17 protein-coding genes are annotated in these 17356 nt (G+C 66.7%); 4 read left to right on the forward strand and 13 right to left on the reverse strand.

The genetic code is table 11. The features are described from left to right. Window positions 1-122: 122 nt before the first annotated feature. The 4 genes from AB0M22_RS02200 (at window position 123) to nrdE (ending at window position 3985) form a co-directional block, all read left to right on the forward strand. On the forward strand, window positions 123-692 hold the full coding sequence (locus tag AB0M22_RS02200; protein ID WP_364719946.1) for an NAD(P)H-dependent oxidoreductase: 570 nt from the start codon (window positions 123-125) through the stop codon (window positions 690-692). 413 nt (window positions 693-1105) lie between these two features. After that, window positions 1106-1339 (forward strand): glutaredoxin-like protein NrdH, encoded by a 234-nt coding sequence (nrdH, locus tag AB0M22_RS02205; protein ID WP_150407919.1) that lies wholly within the window; start codon window positions 1106-1108, stop codon window positions 1337-1339. Between the two features lie 40 nt (window positions 1340-1379). Continuing rightward, on the forward strand, window positions 1380-1841 hold the full coding sequence (nrdI, locus tag AB0M22_RS02210; protein ID WP_150407925.1) for a class Ib ribonucleoside-diphosphate reductase assembly flavoprotein NrdI: 462 nt from the start codon (window positions 1380-1382) through the stop codon (window positions 1839-1841). 38 nt (window positions 1842-1879) lie between these two features. Beyond that, window positions 1880-3985, forward strand: coding sequence for a class 1b ribonucleoside-diphosphate reductase subunit alpha (nrdE, locus tag AB0M22_RS02215; RefSeq protein ID WP_364719951.1), 2106 nt, complete (start codon window positions 1880-1882; stop codon window positions 3983-3985). A gap of 76 nt (window positions 3986-4061) precedes the next feature. Here the strand turns inward: nrdE and AB0M22_RS02220 are convergent, their stop codons facing one another. The 13 genes from AB0M22_RS02220 to AB0M22_RS02280 all read right to left on the reverse strand — a co-directional run bounded on the left by AB0M22_RS02220 (window position 4062) and on the right by AB0M22_RS02280 (window position 17166). After that, window positions 4062-4607 (reverse strand): hypothetical protein, encoded by a 546-nt coding sequence (locus tag AB0M22_RS02220; RefSeq protein ID WP_364719954.1) that lies wholly within the window; start codon window positions 4605-4607, stop codon window positions 4062-4064. A gap of 119 nt (window positions 4608-4726) precedes the next feature. After that, window positions 4727-5542, reverse strand: a complete 816-nt coding sequence (locus AB0M22_RS02225; protein ID WP_364719957.1) for a hypothetical protein — start codon at window positions 5540-5542, stop codon at window positions 4727-4729. 75 nt (window positions 5543-5617) lie between these two features. Further along, entirely contained in the window at window positions 5618-6610 is a 993-nt protein-coding gene (locus AB0M22_RS02230) for an LLM class F420-dependent oxidoreductase (protein ID WP_364719960.1), read from the reverse strand. A 122-nt stretch (window positions 6611-6732) separates the two neighbouring features. Beyond that, window positions 6733-7665: a TauD/TfdA family dioxygenase gene (locus AB0M22_RS02235; protein ID WP_364719963.1), complete on the reverse strand. Its 933-nt coding sequence runs from the start codon at window positions 7663-7665 to the stop codon at window positions 6733-6735. A gap of 112 nt (window positions 7666-7777) precedes the next feature. Then, the gene (locus AB0M22_RS02240) at window positions 7778-8104 is read right to left on the reverse strand and encodes a ferredoxin family protein (RefSeq protein ID WP_364719966.1); all 327 of its coding nucleotides are present in this window, start codon (window positions 8102-8104) and stop codon (window positions 7778-7780) included. Further along, on the reverse strand, window positions 8101-9681 hold the full coding sequence (locus tag AB0M22_RS02245; RefSeq protein WP_364719969.1) for an FAD-binding protein: 1581 nt from the start codon (window positions 9679-9681) through the stop codon (window positions 8101-8103). The genes AB0M22_RS02240 and AB0M22_RS02245 overlap by 4 nt, the downstream gene beginning before the upstream one ends. Further along, the gene (locus AB0M22_RS02250; protein WP_364719971.1) at window positions 9678-11018 is read right to left on the reverse strand and encodes an LLM class flavin-dependent oxidoreductase; all 1341 of its coding nucleotides are present in this window, start codon (window positions 11016-11018) and stop codon (window positions 9678-9680) included. Before AB0M22_RS02250 ends, AB0M22_RS02245 begins: the two co-directional genes overlap by 4 nt. A 28-nt stretch (window positions 11019-11046) precedes the next feature. Beyond that, on the reverse strand, window positions 11047-11940 hold the full coding sequence (locus AB0M22_RS02255; protein WP_364719973.1) for an ABC transporter permease: 894 nt from the start codon (window positions 11938-11940) through the stop codon (window positions 11047-11049). Continuing rightward, the gene (locus tag AB0M22_RS02260) at window positions 11933-12778 is read right to left on the reverse strand and encodes an ABC transporter ATP-binding protein (protein ID WP_364719974.1); all 846 of its coding nucleotides are present in this window, start codon (window positions 12776-12778) and stop codon (window positions 11933-11935) included. Before AB0M22_RS02260 ends, AB0M22_RS02255 begins: the two co-directional genes overlap by 8 nt. Continuing rightward, window positions 12775-13857 (reverse strand): ABC transporter substrate-binding protein, encoded by a 1083-nt coding sequence (locus AB0M22_RS02265; RefSeq protein ID WP_364719977.1) that lies wholly within the window; start codon window positions 13855-13857, stop codon window positions 12775-12777. Before AB0M22_RS02265 ends, AB0M22_RS02260 begins: the two co-directional genes overlap by 4 nt. 311 nt (window positions 13858-14168) lie before the next feature. Next, window positions 14169-14903, reverse strand: coding sequence for an IclR family transcriptional regulator (locus AB0M22_RS02270; protein ID WP_364719980.1), 735 nt, complete (start codon window positions 14901-14903; stop codon window positions 14169-14171). An 84-nt stretch (window positions 14904-14987) separates the two neighbouring features. Continuing rightward, window positions 14988-15722 (reverse strand): class I SAM-dependent methyltransferase, encoded by a 735-nt coding sequence (locus AB0M22_RS02275; RefSeq protein ID WP_364719982.1) that lies wholly within the window; start codon window positions 15720-15722, stop codon window positions 14988-14990. Between the two features lie 43 nt (window positions 15723-15765). Further along, window positions 15766-17166: a nucleotide disphospho-sugar-binding domain-containing protein gene (locus tag AB0M22_RS02280; protein WP_364719985.1), complete on the reverse strand. Its 1401-nt coding sequence runs from the start codon at window positions 17164-17166 to the stop codon at window positions 15766-15768. Between the last annotated feature and the right edge of the window lie 190 nt (window positions 17167-17356).

A 17356-nucleotide genomic window follows, 5' to 3' on the forward strand; every position in this document is an offset into this window, starting at 1 on the left:
GAGATCCGATGTGGGGTAGCTCACAGCAGACACACAATCTCCGCGGGAAGTAATCGGACCGCGGTCCGGTTAGTCATCAGTGAAAGTTCGGACATCACACACTCAGTACACCAGGAGTTGTCATGGGACAGACCCGCATCCTCGCTCTCGTCGGCAGCCTCCGTGCGGCTTCGATCAACCGGCAGCTTGCCGAGACCGCCGTACAGACCGCTCCGGAGGGCGTCGAGATCACCCTCTATGAAGGTCTCGCCGACATCCCGTTCTACAACGAAGACCTCGATGTCGAGGGTGCCGTGCCCGCCGCGGCGCAGGCGTTGCGCGACGCGGTCGCCGCGTCCGACGGCCTGCTCGTCGTGACCCCCGAGTACAACGGCACGCTGCCGGGCGTGTTGAAGAACGCCATCGACTGGGCCTCCCGCCCGTACGGTGCCGGCGCGATCAAGGGCAAGCCGACCGCCGTGGTCAGCGCGTCGATCAGCCCGAACGCGGCGCAGTGGGCGCATGGCGACGCGGTCAAGTCGCTCGGCGTGGCCGGCGCGCGGGTGGTCGAATCGGCCCACCTGCACTTCGCCACGATCGGCGAGCGGTTCGGCGCGACACACCCGCGCGAGGATGCCGAAGCGCTGACCGAGCTGGCGGCCACCGTGCACGAGCTGGTCCAGGCCACTCAGGGGGAATTCGCCGCCGTGTAAGCTTCCGCTCCGGTCTTCTCGAGGGTCATCTCCACGCGGTGGAGGTGGCCCTCTTCGTCTGACCGGAGGGTTTGCTGGAAATCAGCTACGGTACGAAATTGTGATCTGCACCACGGCCGTGTCGGGTTGCGAATTGAGCGGCCAGGTACTTACCGCATGCGAATTTCATCAATGTGACTCGCAACATGTCGTGTTGGATGAATCTGTCGGCCACTAGGTGTAGTGTCTTCGGTACTGGAAGACGGCAAGGCACCCCGCTCTGCGAAATTCAGCCCGAAGGGGCTGAGCAGGGGATTCGAGTCCAGATCCAGGAGTTTGCGCAGCAAGGTCGGAACGTGCATCGCTAGGTCGCTCGAACGATCGGCATACGGATCACAGGCTGTGGATCAGGCACAAGGAGAAGAGGGATACCAATGACCGTCACCGTGTACACCAAGCCCGCTTGCGTCCAGTGCAATGCCACCTACAAGGCCCTCGACAAGGTCGGGGTGGACTACGAGGTGATCGACATCTCCGAGAACGACGAGGCGCGTGACTACGTCATGGCGCTCGGTTACCTGCAGGCGCCGGTCGTGGTGGCCGGTGAGGACCACTGGTCCGGTTTCCGGCCCGACCGGATCAAGTCGCTCGCCACTGTGGCGGCCTGACCGCTTCCGCTTTCCGTTCCTCCGAGAGGAGAGGGTGACCGTGTCCGAGTCGGCCGCGCTTGTCTACTTCTCCAGTGCCTCGGAGAACACGCATCGCTTCGTCGAGAAGCTGGGTCTCCCGGCGACTCGCATTCCACTGCACACCGCCGATTCGCTGCGCGTCGACGAACCCTTCGTGCTGATCGTCCCCACCTACGGGGGCGGTCGGCACGTCCTGGGTGGGAACAGATCCGACAAGGATTTCGTGCCGCGGCAGGTCGCCAAGTTCCTCAACGATCCGCACAACCGCGCTCTGCTGCGCGGGGTGGTCGCGGCGGGAAACACGAACTTCGGCGATACCTACTGCTATGCGGGAGACGTGATCTCGCGTAAATGCGGGGTGCCGTACCTGTATCGCTTCGAACTCATGGGAACCGCCGAGGACGTCGAGCGCGTCCGAGAGGGATTGGGATTGTTTTGGCAACAACAACGACAGCACCGGCCGGAAAAACGGCTCGCTTAGAGCAGTCATCGGGCCGCAGTGCGGAGGCCGGCGAGGTCATGGATTACCACGCCCTCAACGCGATGCTGAACCTGTACGGCCCGAACGGCGAGATCCAGTTCGACAAGGACCGCGAGGCGGCGCACCAGTACTTCCTGCAGCACGTCAACCAGAACACCGTCTTCTTCCACAACCTGGACGAGAAGCTGGACTACCTGGTCGACGAGAAGTACTACGAGCCCGAGGTGCTCGACCAGTACAGCCGCCCGTTCATCAAGCAGCTGTTCCAGCAGGCCTACGCCAAGAAGTTCCGGTTCCCCACCTTCCTCGGCGCGTTCAAGTACTACACCTCGTACACGCTGAAGACCTTCGACGGCAAGCGCTACCTGGAGCGGTTCGAGGACCGGGTCTGCATGGTCGCGCTCACCCTCGCCGCCGGTGACGAGGTGCTCGCGGGCAAGCTGGTCGACGAGATCATCGACGGCCGCTTCCAGCCCGCCACCCCGACCTTCCTCAACTCGGGCAAGAAGCAGCGCGGCGAGCCGGTGTCCTGCTTCCTGCTGCGCATCGAGGACAACATGGAGTCCATCGGGCGCTCCATCAACTCCGCGCTGCAGCTGTCCAAGCGCGGCGGCGGGGTCGCCTTGCTGCTGACCAACATTCGCGAGCACGGCGCGCCGATCAAGCAGATCGAGAACCAGAGCTCGGGCGTCATCCCGATCATGAAGCTGCTGGAGGACTCGTTCTCCTACGCCAACCAGCTCGGCGCGCGCCAGGGCGCGGGCGCGGTGTACCTGCACGCGCACCACCCGGACATCTACCGGTTCCTCGACACCAAGCGGGAGAACGCGGACGAGAAGATCCGGATCAAGACCCTCTCGCTGGGCGTGGTGATCCCGGACATCACCTTCGAGCTGGCGAAGAAGAACGAGGACATGTACCTGTTCTCGCCGTACGACGTGGAACGCATCTACGGCAAGCCGTTCGCCGACATCGACGTCACCGAGAAGTACTACGAGATGGTCGACGACAAGCGGATCCGCAAGTCGAAGATCAAGGCGCGCGAGTTCTTCCAGACCATCGCCGAGCTGCAGTTCGAATCCGGTTACCCGTACATCATGTTCGAGGACACGGTGAACCGGGCCAACCCGATCGCCGGCAAGATCACCCACTCGAACCTGTGCTCGGAGATCCTGCAGGTGTCGACGCCGTCGGTGTTCAACGACGACCTGTCCTACGCCAAGGTGGGCAAGGACATCTCGTGCAACCTCGGCTCGCTCAACATCGCCAAGGCGATGGACTCACCCGACTTCGCGCAGACCATCGAGACGTCCATCCGGGCGCTCACCGCGGTCTCCGATCAGACGCACATCTACTCGGTGCCCTCGATCGAGCAGGGCAACAACGAGTCGCACGCAATCGGCCTCGGCCAGATGAACCTGCACGGATACCTGGCCCGCGAGCGGGTGCACTACGGGTCCGACGAGGGCATCGACTTCACCAACATGTACTTCTACACCGTGGTCTACCACGCGATCCGGGCGTCGAACCTGATCGCCAAGGAGCGCGGCAGCTACTTCGGCGGCTTCCCCGAATCCAAGTACGCCAGCGGTGAGTACTTCGACAAGTACACCGAGCAGGTGTGGGAGCCGAAAACCGAACGGGTGGCGCAGATCTTCGCCGACGCCGAGGTGCGGATCCCGACCCAGGACGACTGGCGCGAGCTCAAGGCCTCGGTCATGGAGCACGGCATCTACAACCAGAACCTGCAGGCGGTCCCGCCGACCGGTTCGATCTCCTACATCAACCACTCCACCAGCTCCATCCACCCGGTGGCGTCGAAGATCGAGATCCGCAAGGAAGGCAAGATCGGCCGCGTCTACTACCCGGCCCCTTACCTGGACAACGACAACCTCGAGTACTACGACGACGCTTACGAAATCGGCTACGAAAAGATCATCGACACCTACGCCGCCGCCACCCAGCACGTAGACCAGGGCCTGTCGCTGACGTTGTTCTTCAAGGACACCGCCTCCACCCGCGACCTCAACCGCGCCCAGATCTACGCCTGGCGCAAGGGCATCAAAACCCTCTACTACATCCGCCTGCGCCAAATGGCCCTGGAGGGAACCGAAGTCGAGGGCTGCGTCTCCTGCATGCTGTAGGAACCGCTTGCGCGAAAAACCTCGGTGTCCTTGTGGCACTGAGGTTTTTCGCGTCTGTGCGATGTCGAGCAGTCGGCTAGCCCTGCTCGACGATCTTGGCGTACAAGGCGTTCTTCGTGTTGTCGAGCGCGCGCAGACCGCTCTCCTGCTTACAGTTCTCCTTCGCCAACCGCTGGACCTCGTCGTTGTAGGCAGCGAGCCGGTCGATCGCGGCCTTGTCCAGTGCGCTGGCCTTCGGCTGGAAACAGGGGTTCTTGAGCGTCCCTTGTCCTTTCACGATGTAATCGCCGACGACGCCGCTGAATCGTTTCCGCTCGGCGTCGCTGCCACACATCTTCGAATGAGCGTAATCGTCCAAACCTGGTTTGCCGTAGAGCTGATCCCTGGCCATCGCCTGCGGACTGCGCTTCAACGACCACTCGTAAGGCAGCAGGTTCTCCACGCCTTCCCACGCCGTATAGAAGGCGGTGCCCGGTGACTTCTTGGCGCAGAAGGCATCCTTGGTTTTCTGGACGCCACCGCTCGGCTCGTCCGCGCTCGCCTGCCCGCCCTGCACCACGACCATGAGCGACAGCAGTGCCGCCGCGCCGAATCGCCATCGTTTCGGAATCGTCAACGTCATCCTCTCGGGGTAGTGCCGCGCGCTCTGCGCTTCCCCGGAGTATTCGATCCCGCGACCGGCTCGGATGGCCTCGATCGATAGGCGGCACCGGGCGCACTACTGCGGCACCCGCCGGTGCGTCACCAGCCGCCGTCGAAGAAGGCGGCGAATGCGGGTGCGGGATTCGCCGCGGTGCCTGTGTTCGCCACTGCGACAACGAGTATGGCGAGCAGCAGCACTGCCGCGAGCACGCCGAACGACGCGAACAGACGCCGGGTCCGTCGGTCGGCCGACCCGGTTCCGGCGAACCTTCGCCAGCACACCACGCTCAGGCCGAGGAGAGTGATCGCGACGATCGCGGCAATCACCGCCATGGCCGCGTGGTATCGAGCGAAGTCGCTGATCATCAGGTCGAGGATGGGTGAGGTACGGCCGCCCGCGTTCAGAGAGTCGGTCAGTTGCTGCCGGATCTGTTCGAGCGCGGGGGAGAGTGCGCTGTCGGCGGCACCGGAGGTAAGCATCGGCAGCAGCGAGGCGAATGGCGCTACCGCCCCCTGAATGTTTGCCATTACCAACACTATTGAGCCCAGCGCCGCCATCGTGACAAGCCCGCCCGTCACTCCGAGCGCAGCCCGCCTGCCCACTCCGAGCCGCTCGGCGCGTAGGAAGGCCTGCCACAGCCGAACACCGAGCGCGACAAGCACGATCAGCAGGACCGCCGCGATCACCGCCTTGGCCACGTGATAGCGAAACCAGTAGTCGACGACCCGCGCCAAGCTCGGCGGGAAATCCCGTGTGCCCGCACTCCAATACTCGACGAACGCCACGCGAAGCGCGTCCCGGAGAGCGCCCTCGTCGGCGAAACCTCCGCCCGGCCCGCGCGCCGCCAGCGTCCGCGGAGCAAGGACGAAGGCGGTGGCGAGCACGGCCGCGAGGACACCGAGTGCCGCGGACACGCGACCGACGCTGTCTGCGGATCGGATTGTGGACCAGCGCACTCGGTACTCCTCGGTTCACTGCCTACTTGCGTTTCAGGCCAGCGCGGGTGCGACTTCCTTCTCGAAGAGTTCGATGCCGGAGGTGTCGTAGGCCGCTTCGGGGAAGTTGAAAATGGCGTAGCCGAGGCCGAGGTCGCGGATGGGGGTGAGGCGCTCGACGATCTGCTCGGGGGTGCCGACGGCGAAGGACGGGCGGAACATGTTGTCCACGTAGGTCTTTGCCTCGTCGTCGCCGATCACCGAGGCCAGTTTCGCCTGGATCTCGGAAAGCCGTTCCTGCACTTCGCCTTCGGTGGACGCGATCACCACGTTGAAGTTCGACGAGCGCACGATGGCGTCGAAATCGGTGCCGACGTCGGCGCAGTGCGCGCGCAGGATCTCGGACTTGGCCGCGAATTCGTCCGGCGCGCCGCTGAAGTTGGTGTACTGGGCGTACTTCGCCGCGATCTTCAGCGTCTTCTTCTCGCCGCCGCCGGCGATCCACAGCGGAATCCCGCCGTCCTGCAACGGAAGTGGTCGCACGATGGCACCGTCGACCTGGTAGTGCTTGCCGTCCAGGGTGGCCTTGCCCTCGGTCCAGGCCTGCCGGAAGATCTGCACGCCCTCGTCCAGGCGGGCCAGCCGCTCGCCCGCGCCCGGGAAGCCGTAACCGTAGGCGCGCCATTCGTGTTCGTACCAGCCGCCGCCGATGCCCATCTCGACCCGGCCGCCGGAGATCAGGTCGACGGTCGCCGCGACCTTCGCCAGGTACGCCGGATTGCGGTAGCTCATCGCGGTGCACATCTGCCCGAGCCGGACCCGCGAGGTGGACGCCGCGAACGCGGACATCAGGGTCCACGCCTCGTGCGTCGCCTCCTCGGTGGGTACCGGGACGGTGTGGAAGTGGTCGTACACCCACAGGGATTCCCAGGTGTCGTTGGCATCCGCGCGTTGCGCGAGATCCCGCATCACCCGCCACTGGTCCGCCGGGTCGATGCCGACCAGGTCGAGCCGCCAGCCCTGCGGAATGAAGATGCCGAAGCGCACAGATCTCTCCTTCGTTGTTTGCCCCAAACCTAGTCAATCATCCCGTGATGGGCTGATCGAGGCGTGGCGGCAGCGCAGTACCCGGCCGAGCGCCGCCCGGCCGGGCACCTACCTGTCTACTCTCAGTTGCCGGTGAAGTGCGCTCCGGCGATGGACGTGGACGGCGCACCGTCCACCCCGACCGGGATGTCCCCCTCCAGCGTCGTGCGGTACAGCACCCGGGTGACGTCGAGATGATCGAGATCGCTCGGCGCGAGATGCGCCGTCACCCGGTTGTCCCAGAACGCGATGCTGCCCTTCGCCCAGCGGAAGCGGACGGTGTAGGCCGGGTTGGCCACCTCGTCGAACAGCAGTTTCAGCAGCGCGTCGCTCTGGTTGGGGCTCAACCCGATGATCCGGGTGGTGAAGCCCGGGTTGACGAACAGCGCCCGCTCGCCGGTCACCGGATGCACCCGGACCACCGGATGCTCGGTGACCAGCGGCGCGGCGGCCACCTTCTTGGCGTAGTCGCTGTCCTCGTTCCAGACCGGCCTGCGCCCGCCGAACCGGTGCTCGGCGCGCAACCCCTCGACGAACCGCTGCAACGACTCCGGCAGGTTCTCGTAGGCGGCGACCAGGTTCGTCCACCCGGTGTCGCCACCCTGCTCCGGCGCGATCTCGGCGCGCAGGATCGAGGCGGCGGGCGGGTTGATCAGCGGCGATACATCGGTGTGCCAGAAGTTGGTGTAGCTGAACTTCCGGACGCCGAACCGCTTTTCGTACAGCCGGCTGTCCACCGCGAGGATCTCCGGGAACTCGGTCGGCGCGTCGGTGTCGTACGGATGCGACGGGGTGACCGCGCCGAAGCGCCGGGAGAAGGCGATCTGCTCGGCGTGCCCGATGTGCTGGTCGCGGAAGAACAACACCTTGTACCGGTGCAGCGCGGCGGTGATCTGTGCGACCTGCTCGTCGGTCAGCGTCTCGCGCAGATCGACACCGGAGATGTCCGCGCCGATGTATCCGGCGACCGGAGTGACCTGGAGGGTGATCGTGGATGGTTCTTGCACCGTGGTCATGGGGACCTCGCTAGGGAAAAGTAGATGGGGGACAGGCGGGTTCGATCGCCGCGGCGACAGGCGCTGCGGCACGTGCGCATGAAGTCGACGACCCGTCGTTTCGTCAACGGCGTCATGGCAATTCGGGTCCGATCGCGTAGCGCGCGCCCAACGGGCCGCCGCCCCAGCCGAGCGACCTGCGGTAGCTACCCAGCAGGCCGTGCTCGATCAGGTAGGCCTCGTCGCGTTGCACATCGTCCGCGGCAAGGGGTTCCGTGCGCGCGGCGACGAACAGCGCGTCGACGGGGCAGTACGCCTCGCACATGAAGCACGTCTGGCAGTCGGATTGCCGTGTGAGCAAGGGGATTCCGTCCGCGCCCCGATCGAACACGTGGGTGGGGCAGACCTCGACGCATTTGTCGCATTCGATGCATCGCTCGGCCGAGACCAGTTCGATCATGCCGACACCAGCCGCGACCGATCGAGGAACGCCGGTTCCGGTGCGGTCCAGACCTCGTCGAGTCCGCCGGTGATCAGCCGGTGATGCTGCGCCGGATCGGCCTCGGGGAACTCCTGCCGACGCGCCATGCCGCGCGACTCGGTGCGCGCGAGCGCCGCCGTGTACATCCAGCGCGCGTGCGCGGTCATCGCGGCCGCCGAGCGCACCTTGGACGGATCCGACTGTGCGAGCGTGAGACTCGTCCGCGCCTGCTGCCACATCTCGTCCAGGGTCGCCAACGCGGGCCGCAGCCGGTCACCGTGCCGGAGATAGTTCTTGTCGTACGGCAGCACCTCCCGCTGGACCACCGCGACAATATCGGCGGGCAGCAGCTCGGCGTCCGGCTTGCCGGTGGGCCGCAGACCGACCCCACCGGCGCCGAACCGCTGCCGGTCATCGACCGAATCACCCTGCCGCCGTGCGTATTCGGCCGCTCCCGCGCCCGCCCAGCTGCCCGACGACATCGCCCACGCGGCATTGTGACTGCCGCCGCCGGTGAAGCCGCCGCAGATCAGCTCCCGAGTCGCGACATCGCCCGCGACGTACAACCCGGGCACGCTGGTCGAGCAATCCTGGTCGGCCACCCGGACCCCGCCGGTGCCGCGCACGGTGCCTTCGAGCAGCAGCGTGATCGGGAACCGATCGGTGAACGGATCGATGCCGAGCCGGTCGAAGGTGAGGAAGAAGTTCGGCTGCCCCAGCCGCATCGCCCGGCGTTGCGCCGCGTCGGCCCGATCCAGCGTGCAGTACACCGGCTCGGTCAGCAGCGCCCGGGCGATGGGGGAGCGGCTCTTGCCCGACGCCCCCGCCAGCACCGCACCGTTGCCCAGGTAGAAGGTGGCGAAGGAGTAATAGGCGGTCTTCGTCACCGAGGTGAACTCGGGCGCGATGGCATACGCGTTCGAGAACTCCATGCCGGACAGTTCGGCGCCCGCCTCGACCGCCATCAGCGCGCCGTCGCCGGTATTGACGTTGCAGCCCAGCGTTTTCGAGAGGAACGCGCACCCGCCGGTAGCGAGAACCACTGCGCGAGCGGTGAGGTCGATCAGTTCACCGGTAGCCAGCCGTTGCACGCGCGCACCCGCGACCGAACCCTCGGCGTCGGTGAGCAATTCGATCGCCGGCGCATGGTCGAGGATGGCCACCCCGGCCCGCTGCACCCGAAGCCGCTGGCGCCGCATGTATTCCGGCCCCTGCACCCCGGTGCGCAGCGAACGACCCTCGCGATCGGTCGGGAAGGGATAGCGCCCGACCTCGGCGAGTTCGTTGACCCTGGCGTAGGTCTCGTCGAGCACCCGAGCCATCCACCCGCGATCGGCGAGATAACCGCCGAGCGCCTCCCGGCTCGCCATCGCCTGCTCCCGCAGTTCCGGCTCCGGCCGGACGTACCAGATCCCGGTGCCGGCGGCGGCGGTAGCGCCGCTACTACCGCAGAACCCTTTGTCGGCCAAGACAACCGAAGCACCGGCGGCCGCGGCCTTCAACGCCGCCCAGGTACCGGCCGGGCCGCCGCCGAGTACGAGGACGTCCACGGTCATGCGCTCGCCTCGGCCCGTTCCCGCGTGTGCCGGCTCGGCACCGGCCCGAGCCCGTAATGCCCACGCAGCGTGTCCGCCTCGTAGTCGGTGCGAAACAGGCCGCGCTCCTGCAAGATCGGCACCACCCGATCGACGAAGTCCGCCAGCCCGCCCGGCAGGTACGGCGGCATGATGTTGAACCCGTCGGCGGCGCCGTTGTCGAACCAGCTCTGCAATTCGTCGGCGATCTGGGTCGGCGTGCCCGCGAACGTCCGATGCCCGCGCCCGCCGCCCAGCTTGCCGATCAGCTGCCGGATGGTCAGGTTCTCGTTCGCCGCCAGCTCCTTGACCAGGGTGAATCTGCTCTTGTGCGTTTCGATCTCGTTCTCCGACGGCAATGGCGGCAGCGGCGCGTCCAGTGCGTGTTCGGTGAGGTCGACGCCGAGCATGGTGGACAGCTGGCGCAGCGCGTAATCCGGCGAGATCAGATCGGTGAACTCCTGCTCGAGCGCCTGCGCCTCCTCGGTCGTGTCGGCGATGAACGGCACCAGCCCAGGCAGCACCTTGAGCTCGTCGGCCGCGCGACCGTACTTCGTCAGCCGCGACTTCAGATCGCGATAGAACGCCTGCCCCTCGGCCAGCGTCCGCTGCGCGGTGAACACCGCCTCGGCGTGCCGCGCGGCGAATTCCTTTCCGCTCTCCGATGATCCGGCCTGCACCAGCAGCGGCCTGCCCTGCGGGGTGCGCGGCGAGTTCAGCGGCCCGCGGACCCGGAAGCGCGGCCCGTCGAAGTCGACGGTGTGCACCTTGTCCGGGTCGGCGAAGATGCCCGCCTCGGCGTCGAGCAGGATCGCCTCCTCCTCCCAGCTGTCCCACAGCTGGTTGACCACGTCGACGAACTCCTGCGCCCGCTCGTAGCGCCGCGCGTGCTCGGGGACGCCGTCGTAACCGAAGTTGAATGCCTCGTCCTCGCCCGCCGAGGTGACGATGTTCCAGCCCGCGCGGCCGCCGCTGATGTGGTCGAGCGAGGCGAACTTGCGGGCCAGGTTGAAGGGCTCGTGGTAGGTGGTGGACGCGGTCGCGATGAGCCCGACATGCGTGGTGGCGGCGGCGATCGCGGCCAGCAGCGTGATCGGCTCGAACACCGCCAGGGTGTTGCGCTTGATCCGCGGGCCGACCGCCAGGCCGTCGGCGAAGAACACCGAATCCAGCTTGCCGCGCTCGGCGATCTGCCCCAGCTCCTGGAAGTGCCGGACATCGAGCACGCGGTGCGCCTCGGTGCGCGGATGCCGCCACGCGGCCTCGTGATGCCCGACGCCCATCAGGAAGGCATTGAGGTGGAACTGTTTACCAGACATGGTTCTTCCTTGCGTTACGAGTGGACGGTCAGGCGTTCGGTTCGGTGCGCCAGCGGGAGAACCGGCGTTCCAGGGTGACCAGCAGGCCGTTGAAGGCCAGACCGAGCAGTGAGATGGCGATGATGCCCGCGTACATGTTCGGGATCTGGAAGTTCTGCTGCGCCGCGGTGATCAGATAGCCGAGTCCCGCTCGGGCGCCGAACATTTCGGCGGCCAGCAGCACCAGGATGGAACTCGCCGCGGCCATCCGCAGGCCGGTGAAGATGGACGGCAACGCGGCAGGCAGGATCACCTTCTGGAACAACCGCAGCGGGGAAAGACCCAGCGATACCGCGGATTTGATCAGCAGCGGGTCGACGGTGCGGACACCGCTGATCGTGTTCAGCAGGATCGGGAAGGTACTCGCGTACACCACCAGGGCGATCTTCGAGGTCTCGCCGATGCCGAGGATCAGGATGAACACCGGCAGCAATGCCAGCGCGGCGGTGTTGCGGAACAGCTCCAGGATCGGGTTGAGGAAATCCGCCACCGGCTTGTACCAGGCGATCGAGACGCCGAGCGGGATGGCCACGACCAGCGCGATCGCGTAACCGGCCAGCGAGCGACTCAGGCTGGCCGAGATGTGCGTCCACAGTTCGCCACTCACGACCAGGTCGACGAACGCCTGCGCGACCACCGAGAACGGCGGCAGGAACACCTCGTCCACCAATCCCAGGGTGGGCGCGAGCTGCCACAGCAGCAGGAACAGCGCGATCACGATGCTCGGCTTGAACGCCCGCCAGGCGAGGCGGCCGACCAGCCGGGCCGCGCGTGATCCGGCGTCGAACGACCGTCCCGCGGCCGGTCGCTCGACGACGGTTCGCTCGGGTGGGGTCACGCTCACCGCGATCGAACGCTCGGTGAAGTCCACTGCACTAGACATGGGTCAGCCTCTCGACAGGTGCCTCGGTCGGGTTGTCCGACAGCGACTCTCGTTCCAGGGACGCCGCGCGCTGGACCTCGCTCTGCAGCTGCGTCCAGATCTCGTGCCGGTAGGCCCGGAACCGCTCGGCAGACCGGAGGTCGCCGCCCGCCTCCCGGTCGAGGTCCACCTGCACGACCGCCTTGATCCGTCCGGGCCGTGAGGTCAGCACCGCGACCCGCTGCCCGAGGTACACCGCCTCATCGATGCCGTGCGTGATGAACAGGACCGTTTTGCCGGTGGCCCGCCAGATGCGTAACAGCTCGTCCTGCAACGACTCCCGGGTCTGCGCGTCCAGCGCCGCGAACGGCTCGTCCATCAGCAGCACCTCCGGGTCGAAGGCCAGGCTGCGGGCGATGGCGACGCGCTGCTTCATCCCGCCGGACAGCTCGTGCGGGTAGCGATCGCCGAATCCGGTCAGCCCCACCAACTCCAGGTAGTGCTCGGCGATCTCGCGCCGCGCCTTGCGCCGTAATCCCTTGGCTTCCAGGCCGAATTCGATATTGCCGCGGGCCGTGCGCCACGGCAGCAGCGCGTACTGCTGGAACACGATGCCGCGGTCGAGGCCCGGTCCGGTGATCGGCTTTCCGTCCAGCAGGATCTCACCGGAGGTCGGCTTGCTCAGGCCGCCGAGCAGATCGAGCAAGGTCGACTTGCCGGATCCGCTCGGCCCGACCAGAACGAGGAACTCCCCGTCGCGCAGGTCCAGCGAAATGTCTTGAATGGCCGTGAATTTCTCGTTCGACCCGCGGATGGCGAACTGCTTGTGCACCCCGGTCAGCGAAAGTTTGGCGGTCATTTCGCGGCCACCGCCTCGCCGGTCGGGCCGCTCTGCGGGGTGAAGGTGCCGTTGGCGTAGGGGTTGTCCTTATTGGTGAACAGGTCTGTGGCCTTCAGCTGACCGTCCTTCAGTTCGCCGTTGCGGACCAGCCAGTCGATCCAGATCTGTAGTTCCTTCTCCTCGACCACCGCACCCGGCACCGGAATGCCGGAGCTCTTCCAGTACTTGATCAGCCCGGTGTTCTCGTTGCGCGCCCGCTTCTCGATGATCGAGGTGAACCGCGCGAGCACCTCGTCGCGCGGCGTGACCTGTAGCCAACGGGTGGCGCGGGCGGTGCCCTGCACGAAATCCTTGACCGCGTCCGGGTTCTTGGCGATGAAGTCGTTGCGGAAGACGTAGGTGCCGTAGTCGAAGGTGCCGAACAGCGCCTTGTCGGTGAACAGCGGGTGGATGCCGCCGCGCTCGACCGCGGTCTCGCGGAAGATGCTGCCCAGCGTGCCGACCTCGATCTGCCCCTTGCGCAGCGCGTCCTCGGTGTTCGCCGGCGGCACCACCGTCAGCTCGACCTGTTTGATCTCCTTGTCGGACAGGCCCTGCTGGTGCAGCCACTCGCGGGTGATGAACTCGTGGTGCGCGCCGAGGGTGTTGACGGCGACCTTTTTGCCGATCAGATCGCGGGCGGAATTGATGCCGGAATCGTCGCGGACGAAATACCCGGTGAACGACTGTTCGTCGGAGCCATAGGAACTGAGCACCGCGGTGACCTTCGCCCCGCCGGCGATCAGTTTCACCACCGCGCCGTTGAACGCGCTGCCGAATTCCACCTGATTCGTCGCCGCCGCTTGAATATTGGCCGGGCCGCTGGTGGTATCACCCTCCCAGCGCAGCGAGATTGTGGTGAAATAGCCGAGATCCTGGGCCAATTCATAGGCGGAGACCTGGCCGGTCGCGCCCTGATAGCGGAGCACGGTCTTGCCGTCGGCGGTGCTGCCCGGCTCGGACTTGCCGCAGCCCGCGAGCACGGAGACGCTGGTGAGCAGGGTGAGGGCCGCGGCGGCCGCGCGCAGGGCGCGCCGTGGGGGAGCGGAGGTGGGCATGCTGGAAGTCCTTCGAATAAAAGCGCGTGCGGAAACGAAAACGGCACGGCGACAACAGAAGAGAGATAATCGCGACAAAGGGAATGTCGGAGTGACGACGGCCGGGAACGGCGTCAGTGGCGACAGATCCCGTGCGGCACCCGCATCAGGTCGATCGCGCGGCGGCGGATCAGCGCGGTAGGTATCAACTCTTCGAGACTTCCGTGAACTGTGGCAGGCGCCGGATTCGGTGCCCGTGGCCTTCTATGGTGTTGCCCGGCGCTGCCGCAGACAACGGCCATTCCACATTGTGAAAACCGCGGTGAGTTTAATTACGGCGGGTATATCGCCTGGGCGGAGCCGGTGTGCACCACGCCGCCGATCCGCACCGCGATCTGACGCATCGCGGGCAGGATCTCCCGCATCAGCTCCTCGTTCAGCCGCGCCGACCGCGCCTGCACGCTCAGCGCGCCCCACACCTGCTTGTCCGCGCCGAACACCGGCACCGCGACCGAGCGGATCGGATCGTCCACGCCCTCGAACTCCTCGACCGCGAAACCCTTGCGCCGCACCAGATCCAGGTCGGTGGCCAGATACGGCGCGGCAGGCAGATGGGCGAGCAGCGCCCGCCCCGACGCGCTCGAACCCAGCGGTTGCCGCGACCGCGGCAGCTGATGGGAGCAGAACCGCACCGGCGGCCGCGCCTGCAACACCGTCACCGCGTCCCGCTCGTCCGCGACGCTGAGACTCGTCGTGATCCGGATCCCGGCCGCCAGCGCGTACATGTGCGGTGCGGCCGAATCGATGCCGAGCCTGGTCAGCGCCGGCCGCGCCAACGTCGCCAGCCCCTGCCCGACCCGATACCGATCGGTGGCCGGATCCTGCTCCAGCAGCCGTCCGCGCACCAGCGCCTGCGCCAGCCGATGCGCCGTACTCACCGGCACCCCCGCCAGATGTGCGAGCTCACTGATCGTCAGCTCCGGATCGTCGCCCTCGAAGCAGTTCAGCAAATGCACCGCCCGCTCGACGGCCTGCGACCCCGAACGTGGCTGATCGGCAGTAGCCATAGCGCCCTCCTGGCTGTCCCACTCCAACCGGCCCACTCTCGCGTGACCCGGCCAGTCCGGACAACCCTTCGACGCCGCCTGCGCCTAACCCTGGCCGGGCTTCGCCCAGATCGAGACGTGTTTGCGGCTCTCGTTGGTGAACGGGTCGCGAGTCCAGTCCGACCAGCGCTCGCGCAGGCGCAGACCGGCGATTTGGGCCATGAGGTCCAGTTCGGCAGGCCAGACATAGCGGAACGGGATCGAGCGGTATTCGCCGCGGCCGTCGACCACCTCGATGTAGTTCGAACTCAGCTGCTGGGTGGCGACGTCGTAGCGGTCGAAGGCCCAGCGGGTGGGGCTGTCCTGAAACGGGACCATGGTCTGGCCGGGCGGCAGGCTGCGCAGGTCGGGGACGCCGACCTCGATGACGAAACAGCCGCCGGGTTCGAGATGCGTTGCGGCATTGGCGAAACAGGCGACCTGCTCGGCCTGGGTCGTCAGATTCATGACGGTGTTGAAGACGAGGTAGGCGACGGAGAATTGGCCGTCCACCCGGGTGGTGGCGAAGTCGCCGATCGTCGTGCCGATCGCGGCGGCATCCGGCTTGGCGCGCAACCGGGCGACCATCGCCGTCGACAGATCGATGCCGTGCACGGCGATGCCGCGGCGAGCCAGCGGTATCGCGACGCGGCCGGTGCCGATGCCGAATTCCAAGGCGCGGCCGCCGTCGGCGAGTTCCGCGAGCAGATCGACCATCGGTCCGACGGCGTCCGGCTCGAACAGCTCCGCGTACGAGTCGTCGTACTTGGCTGCTACCCGTTCGCCGAAGTGATCGTCCATTGCCGGAACGTACCGCGCCGAACCCGAACGGCGCACCCGCGTTTCAGCGGTCGCGGCGCTGCCAGGTCGTCCAGTAGGGATCTTCAGTCGGCGGAGAGTCGTTGGGCGGCAACACAATCGGATCCGGCTCGCCCTGAGTGATCTCCGGCGCAACCTCATTGGTCGGATAGGGGTGTGAGCTGTGCACCGGCGTGACGCCGGTCTTGGCCGCGTGCCCGACCGGGTGCCCGGCGAAATGCTGTTCCAGCAGTTCCGCGCCGCGCAGCGTGCCACCGGCCGCGGCGAACCCGGCGGCCACCGCGGCCGCACCCGCCCGGCCGGCCATCGCCTTGTCGATGCCGGTGCGCAGGGTCCGGACCGAGAGCCGCTTCGCCGACACCCAGCTGCCCGCCTCGTTGCCGACCACCCGGCGCGCGACCTCGGACTGGCCCCGCCCGAACGGCACCACGCACACGGGAACGCCTGCGGCCAAAGCTTTTTGGGTGATCCCCATGCCGCCGTGCGAGACGACGACGGCGGCGCGGTCGAGCAGCAGCTGATGGGACAGGAACTGCTCGACCCGCGCGTTCGGCGGGACGGTGAAGGTCGCGGCATCGATCGCGCCCGCGGTGACCACCGTGTACAGCCCGCTGTCGGCCAGCGCGTCCATCGCGGTCTGCGCCAGTCGGCCGTCGTCCTGGAACTCGGTCGAACAGGTGACCACCGCCAGCGGCCGGTCGATCTCGTCCAGCCAGGCGGGCGGCTCCGCCTCCGGCGCCCACAGGCCGGGCCCGATCTGATGCACCGTCAGCGGCCAGTCGGTGTGCACATCGTCGAACGGCGGCGCGGTGAAGTTCAGCGTCAGCGGCGGTTGCCGCAGGTAGTCGACGGTGTTGTCCAGCCGGTCCAGCCCGTAGTACTGGCGCATGTGATTGAGCTGGGGCAGCACCTCGTTCCACCGGCGATCGAGGAACCAGTGCAGGCAGTTGTCGCGGACCCGTCCGATCAGGTCCGCCCGCGGGCGCAGCCCGGGTCCGAACGGCGGCGCGTCCCGGGACGGAATCGGCAGCAGCATCGAGGCCCACGCCGCCCACGGCAGCCCGCTCGCCGTGGCGAGGATCTGCGCGCCCGGCGCGGTGATGTCGATCAGCAGCGCGTCCGGTCGCTCGGCGATGATCGCGCTGCGCAAGGCCTGGATCTCGTCCGGGATGCGGGCGACCGACGAGCGCACGGCCGCGCGCAGGGTGGCGATGCGCGAGGTGGTCGCCCAGTCGTTGAGCCGGTCCTGGGTCAGCGCGGGCGGTAGCGCCCGCGCGGTGATGCCGAACTGCTCCAGATCCTGCTCGCTGCCGGGCAGCGTCAGCATGGTCACGTCGTGGCCGCGCGATACCAGCTCCGCCAGCACCGGCGCGACCGGATACAGGTGTCCTTTTGCCGGTGAGGTGAATGCCAGTATTTTGGTCATGACCACAGGCTAACTTGTGGCTAATGATCATGTCTCATGTCTGCCGATTCGTTATCGGCGGCTCATTACTGGCGCGGCATGTGGTTAGTCCGCTTGTTGTGCCTGATGTATGTGGATAACCCGACTAATGCCGTGATGTCCAGTCTGGCGAACAGCTAAGAATCGAACTCGAGGTTCGAAAAGGTCGCCT

It is taken from the genome of Nocardia sp. NPDC051756 (assembly GCF_040681495.1).
Classification (GTDB): domain Bacteria; phylum Actinomycetota; class Actinomycetes; order Mycobacteriales; family Mycobacteriaceae; genus Nocardia.

Bases quoted from the DNA above. Each gene is read 5' to 3' on its own strand.
- AB0M22_RS02270 (WP_364719980.1), bottom strand. From the start codon at position 14,903: ATGGCTACTGCCGATCAGCCACGTTCGGGGTCGCAGGCCGTCGAGCGG.
- AB0M22_RS02235 (WP_364719963.1), bottom strand. From the start codon at position 7,665: ATGACCACGGTGCAAGAACCATCCACGATCACCCTCCAGGTCACTCCG.
- AB0M22_RS02245 (WP_364719969.1), bottom strand. From the start codon at position 9,681: ATGACCGTGGACGTCCTCGTACTCGGCGGCGGCCCGGCCGGTACCTGG.
- AB0M22_RS02220 (WP_364719954.1), bottom strand. From the start codon at position 4,607: ATGACGTTGACGATTCCGAAACGATGGCGATTCGGCGCGGCGGCACTG.
- nrdE (WP_364719951.1), top strand. From the start codon at position 1,880: ATGGATTACCACGCCCTCAACGCGATGCTGAACCTGTACGGCCCGAAC.
- AB0M22_RS02200 (WP_364719946.1), top strand. From the start codon at position 123: ATGGGACAGACCCGCATCCTCGCTCTCGTCGGCAGCCTCCGTGCGGCT.
- nrdH (WP_150407919.1), top strand. From the start codon at position 1,106: ATGACCGTCACCGTGTACACCAAGCCCGCTTGCGTCCAGTGCAATGCC.
- AB0M22_RS02265 (WP_364719977.1), bottom strand. From the start codon at position 13,857: ATGCCCACCTCCGCTCCCCCACGGCGCGCCCTGCGCGCGGCCGCCGCG.
- AB0M22_RS02280 (WP_364719985.1), bottom strand. From the start codon at position 17,166: ATGACCAAAATACTGGCATTCACCTCACCGGCAAAAGGACACCTGTAT.
- AB0M22_RS02255 (WP_364719973.1), bottom strand. From the start codon at position 11,940: ATGTCTAGTGCAGTGGACTTCACCGAGCGTTCGATCGCGGTGAGCGTG.
- AB0M22_RS02250 (WP_364719971.1), bottom strand. From the start codon at position 11,018: ATGTCTGGTAAACAGTTCCACCTCAATGCCTTCCTGATGGGCGTCGGG.
- AB0M22_RS02260 (WP_364719974.1), bottom strand. From the start codon at position 12,778: ATGACCGCCAAACTTTCGCTGACCGGGGTGCACAAGCAGTTCGCCATC.
- AB0M22_RS02275 (WP_364719982.1), bottom strand. From the start codon at position 15,722: ATGGACGATCACTTCGGCGAACGGGTAGCAGCCAAGTACGACGACTCG.
- AB0M22_RS02240 (WP_364719966.1), bottom strand. From the start codon at position 8,104: ATGATCGAACTGGTCTCGGCCGAGCGATGCATCGAATGCGACAAATGC.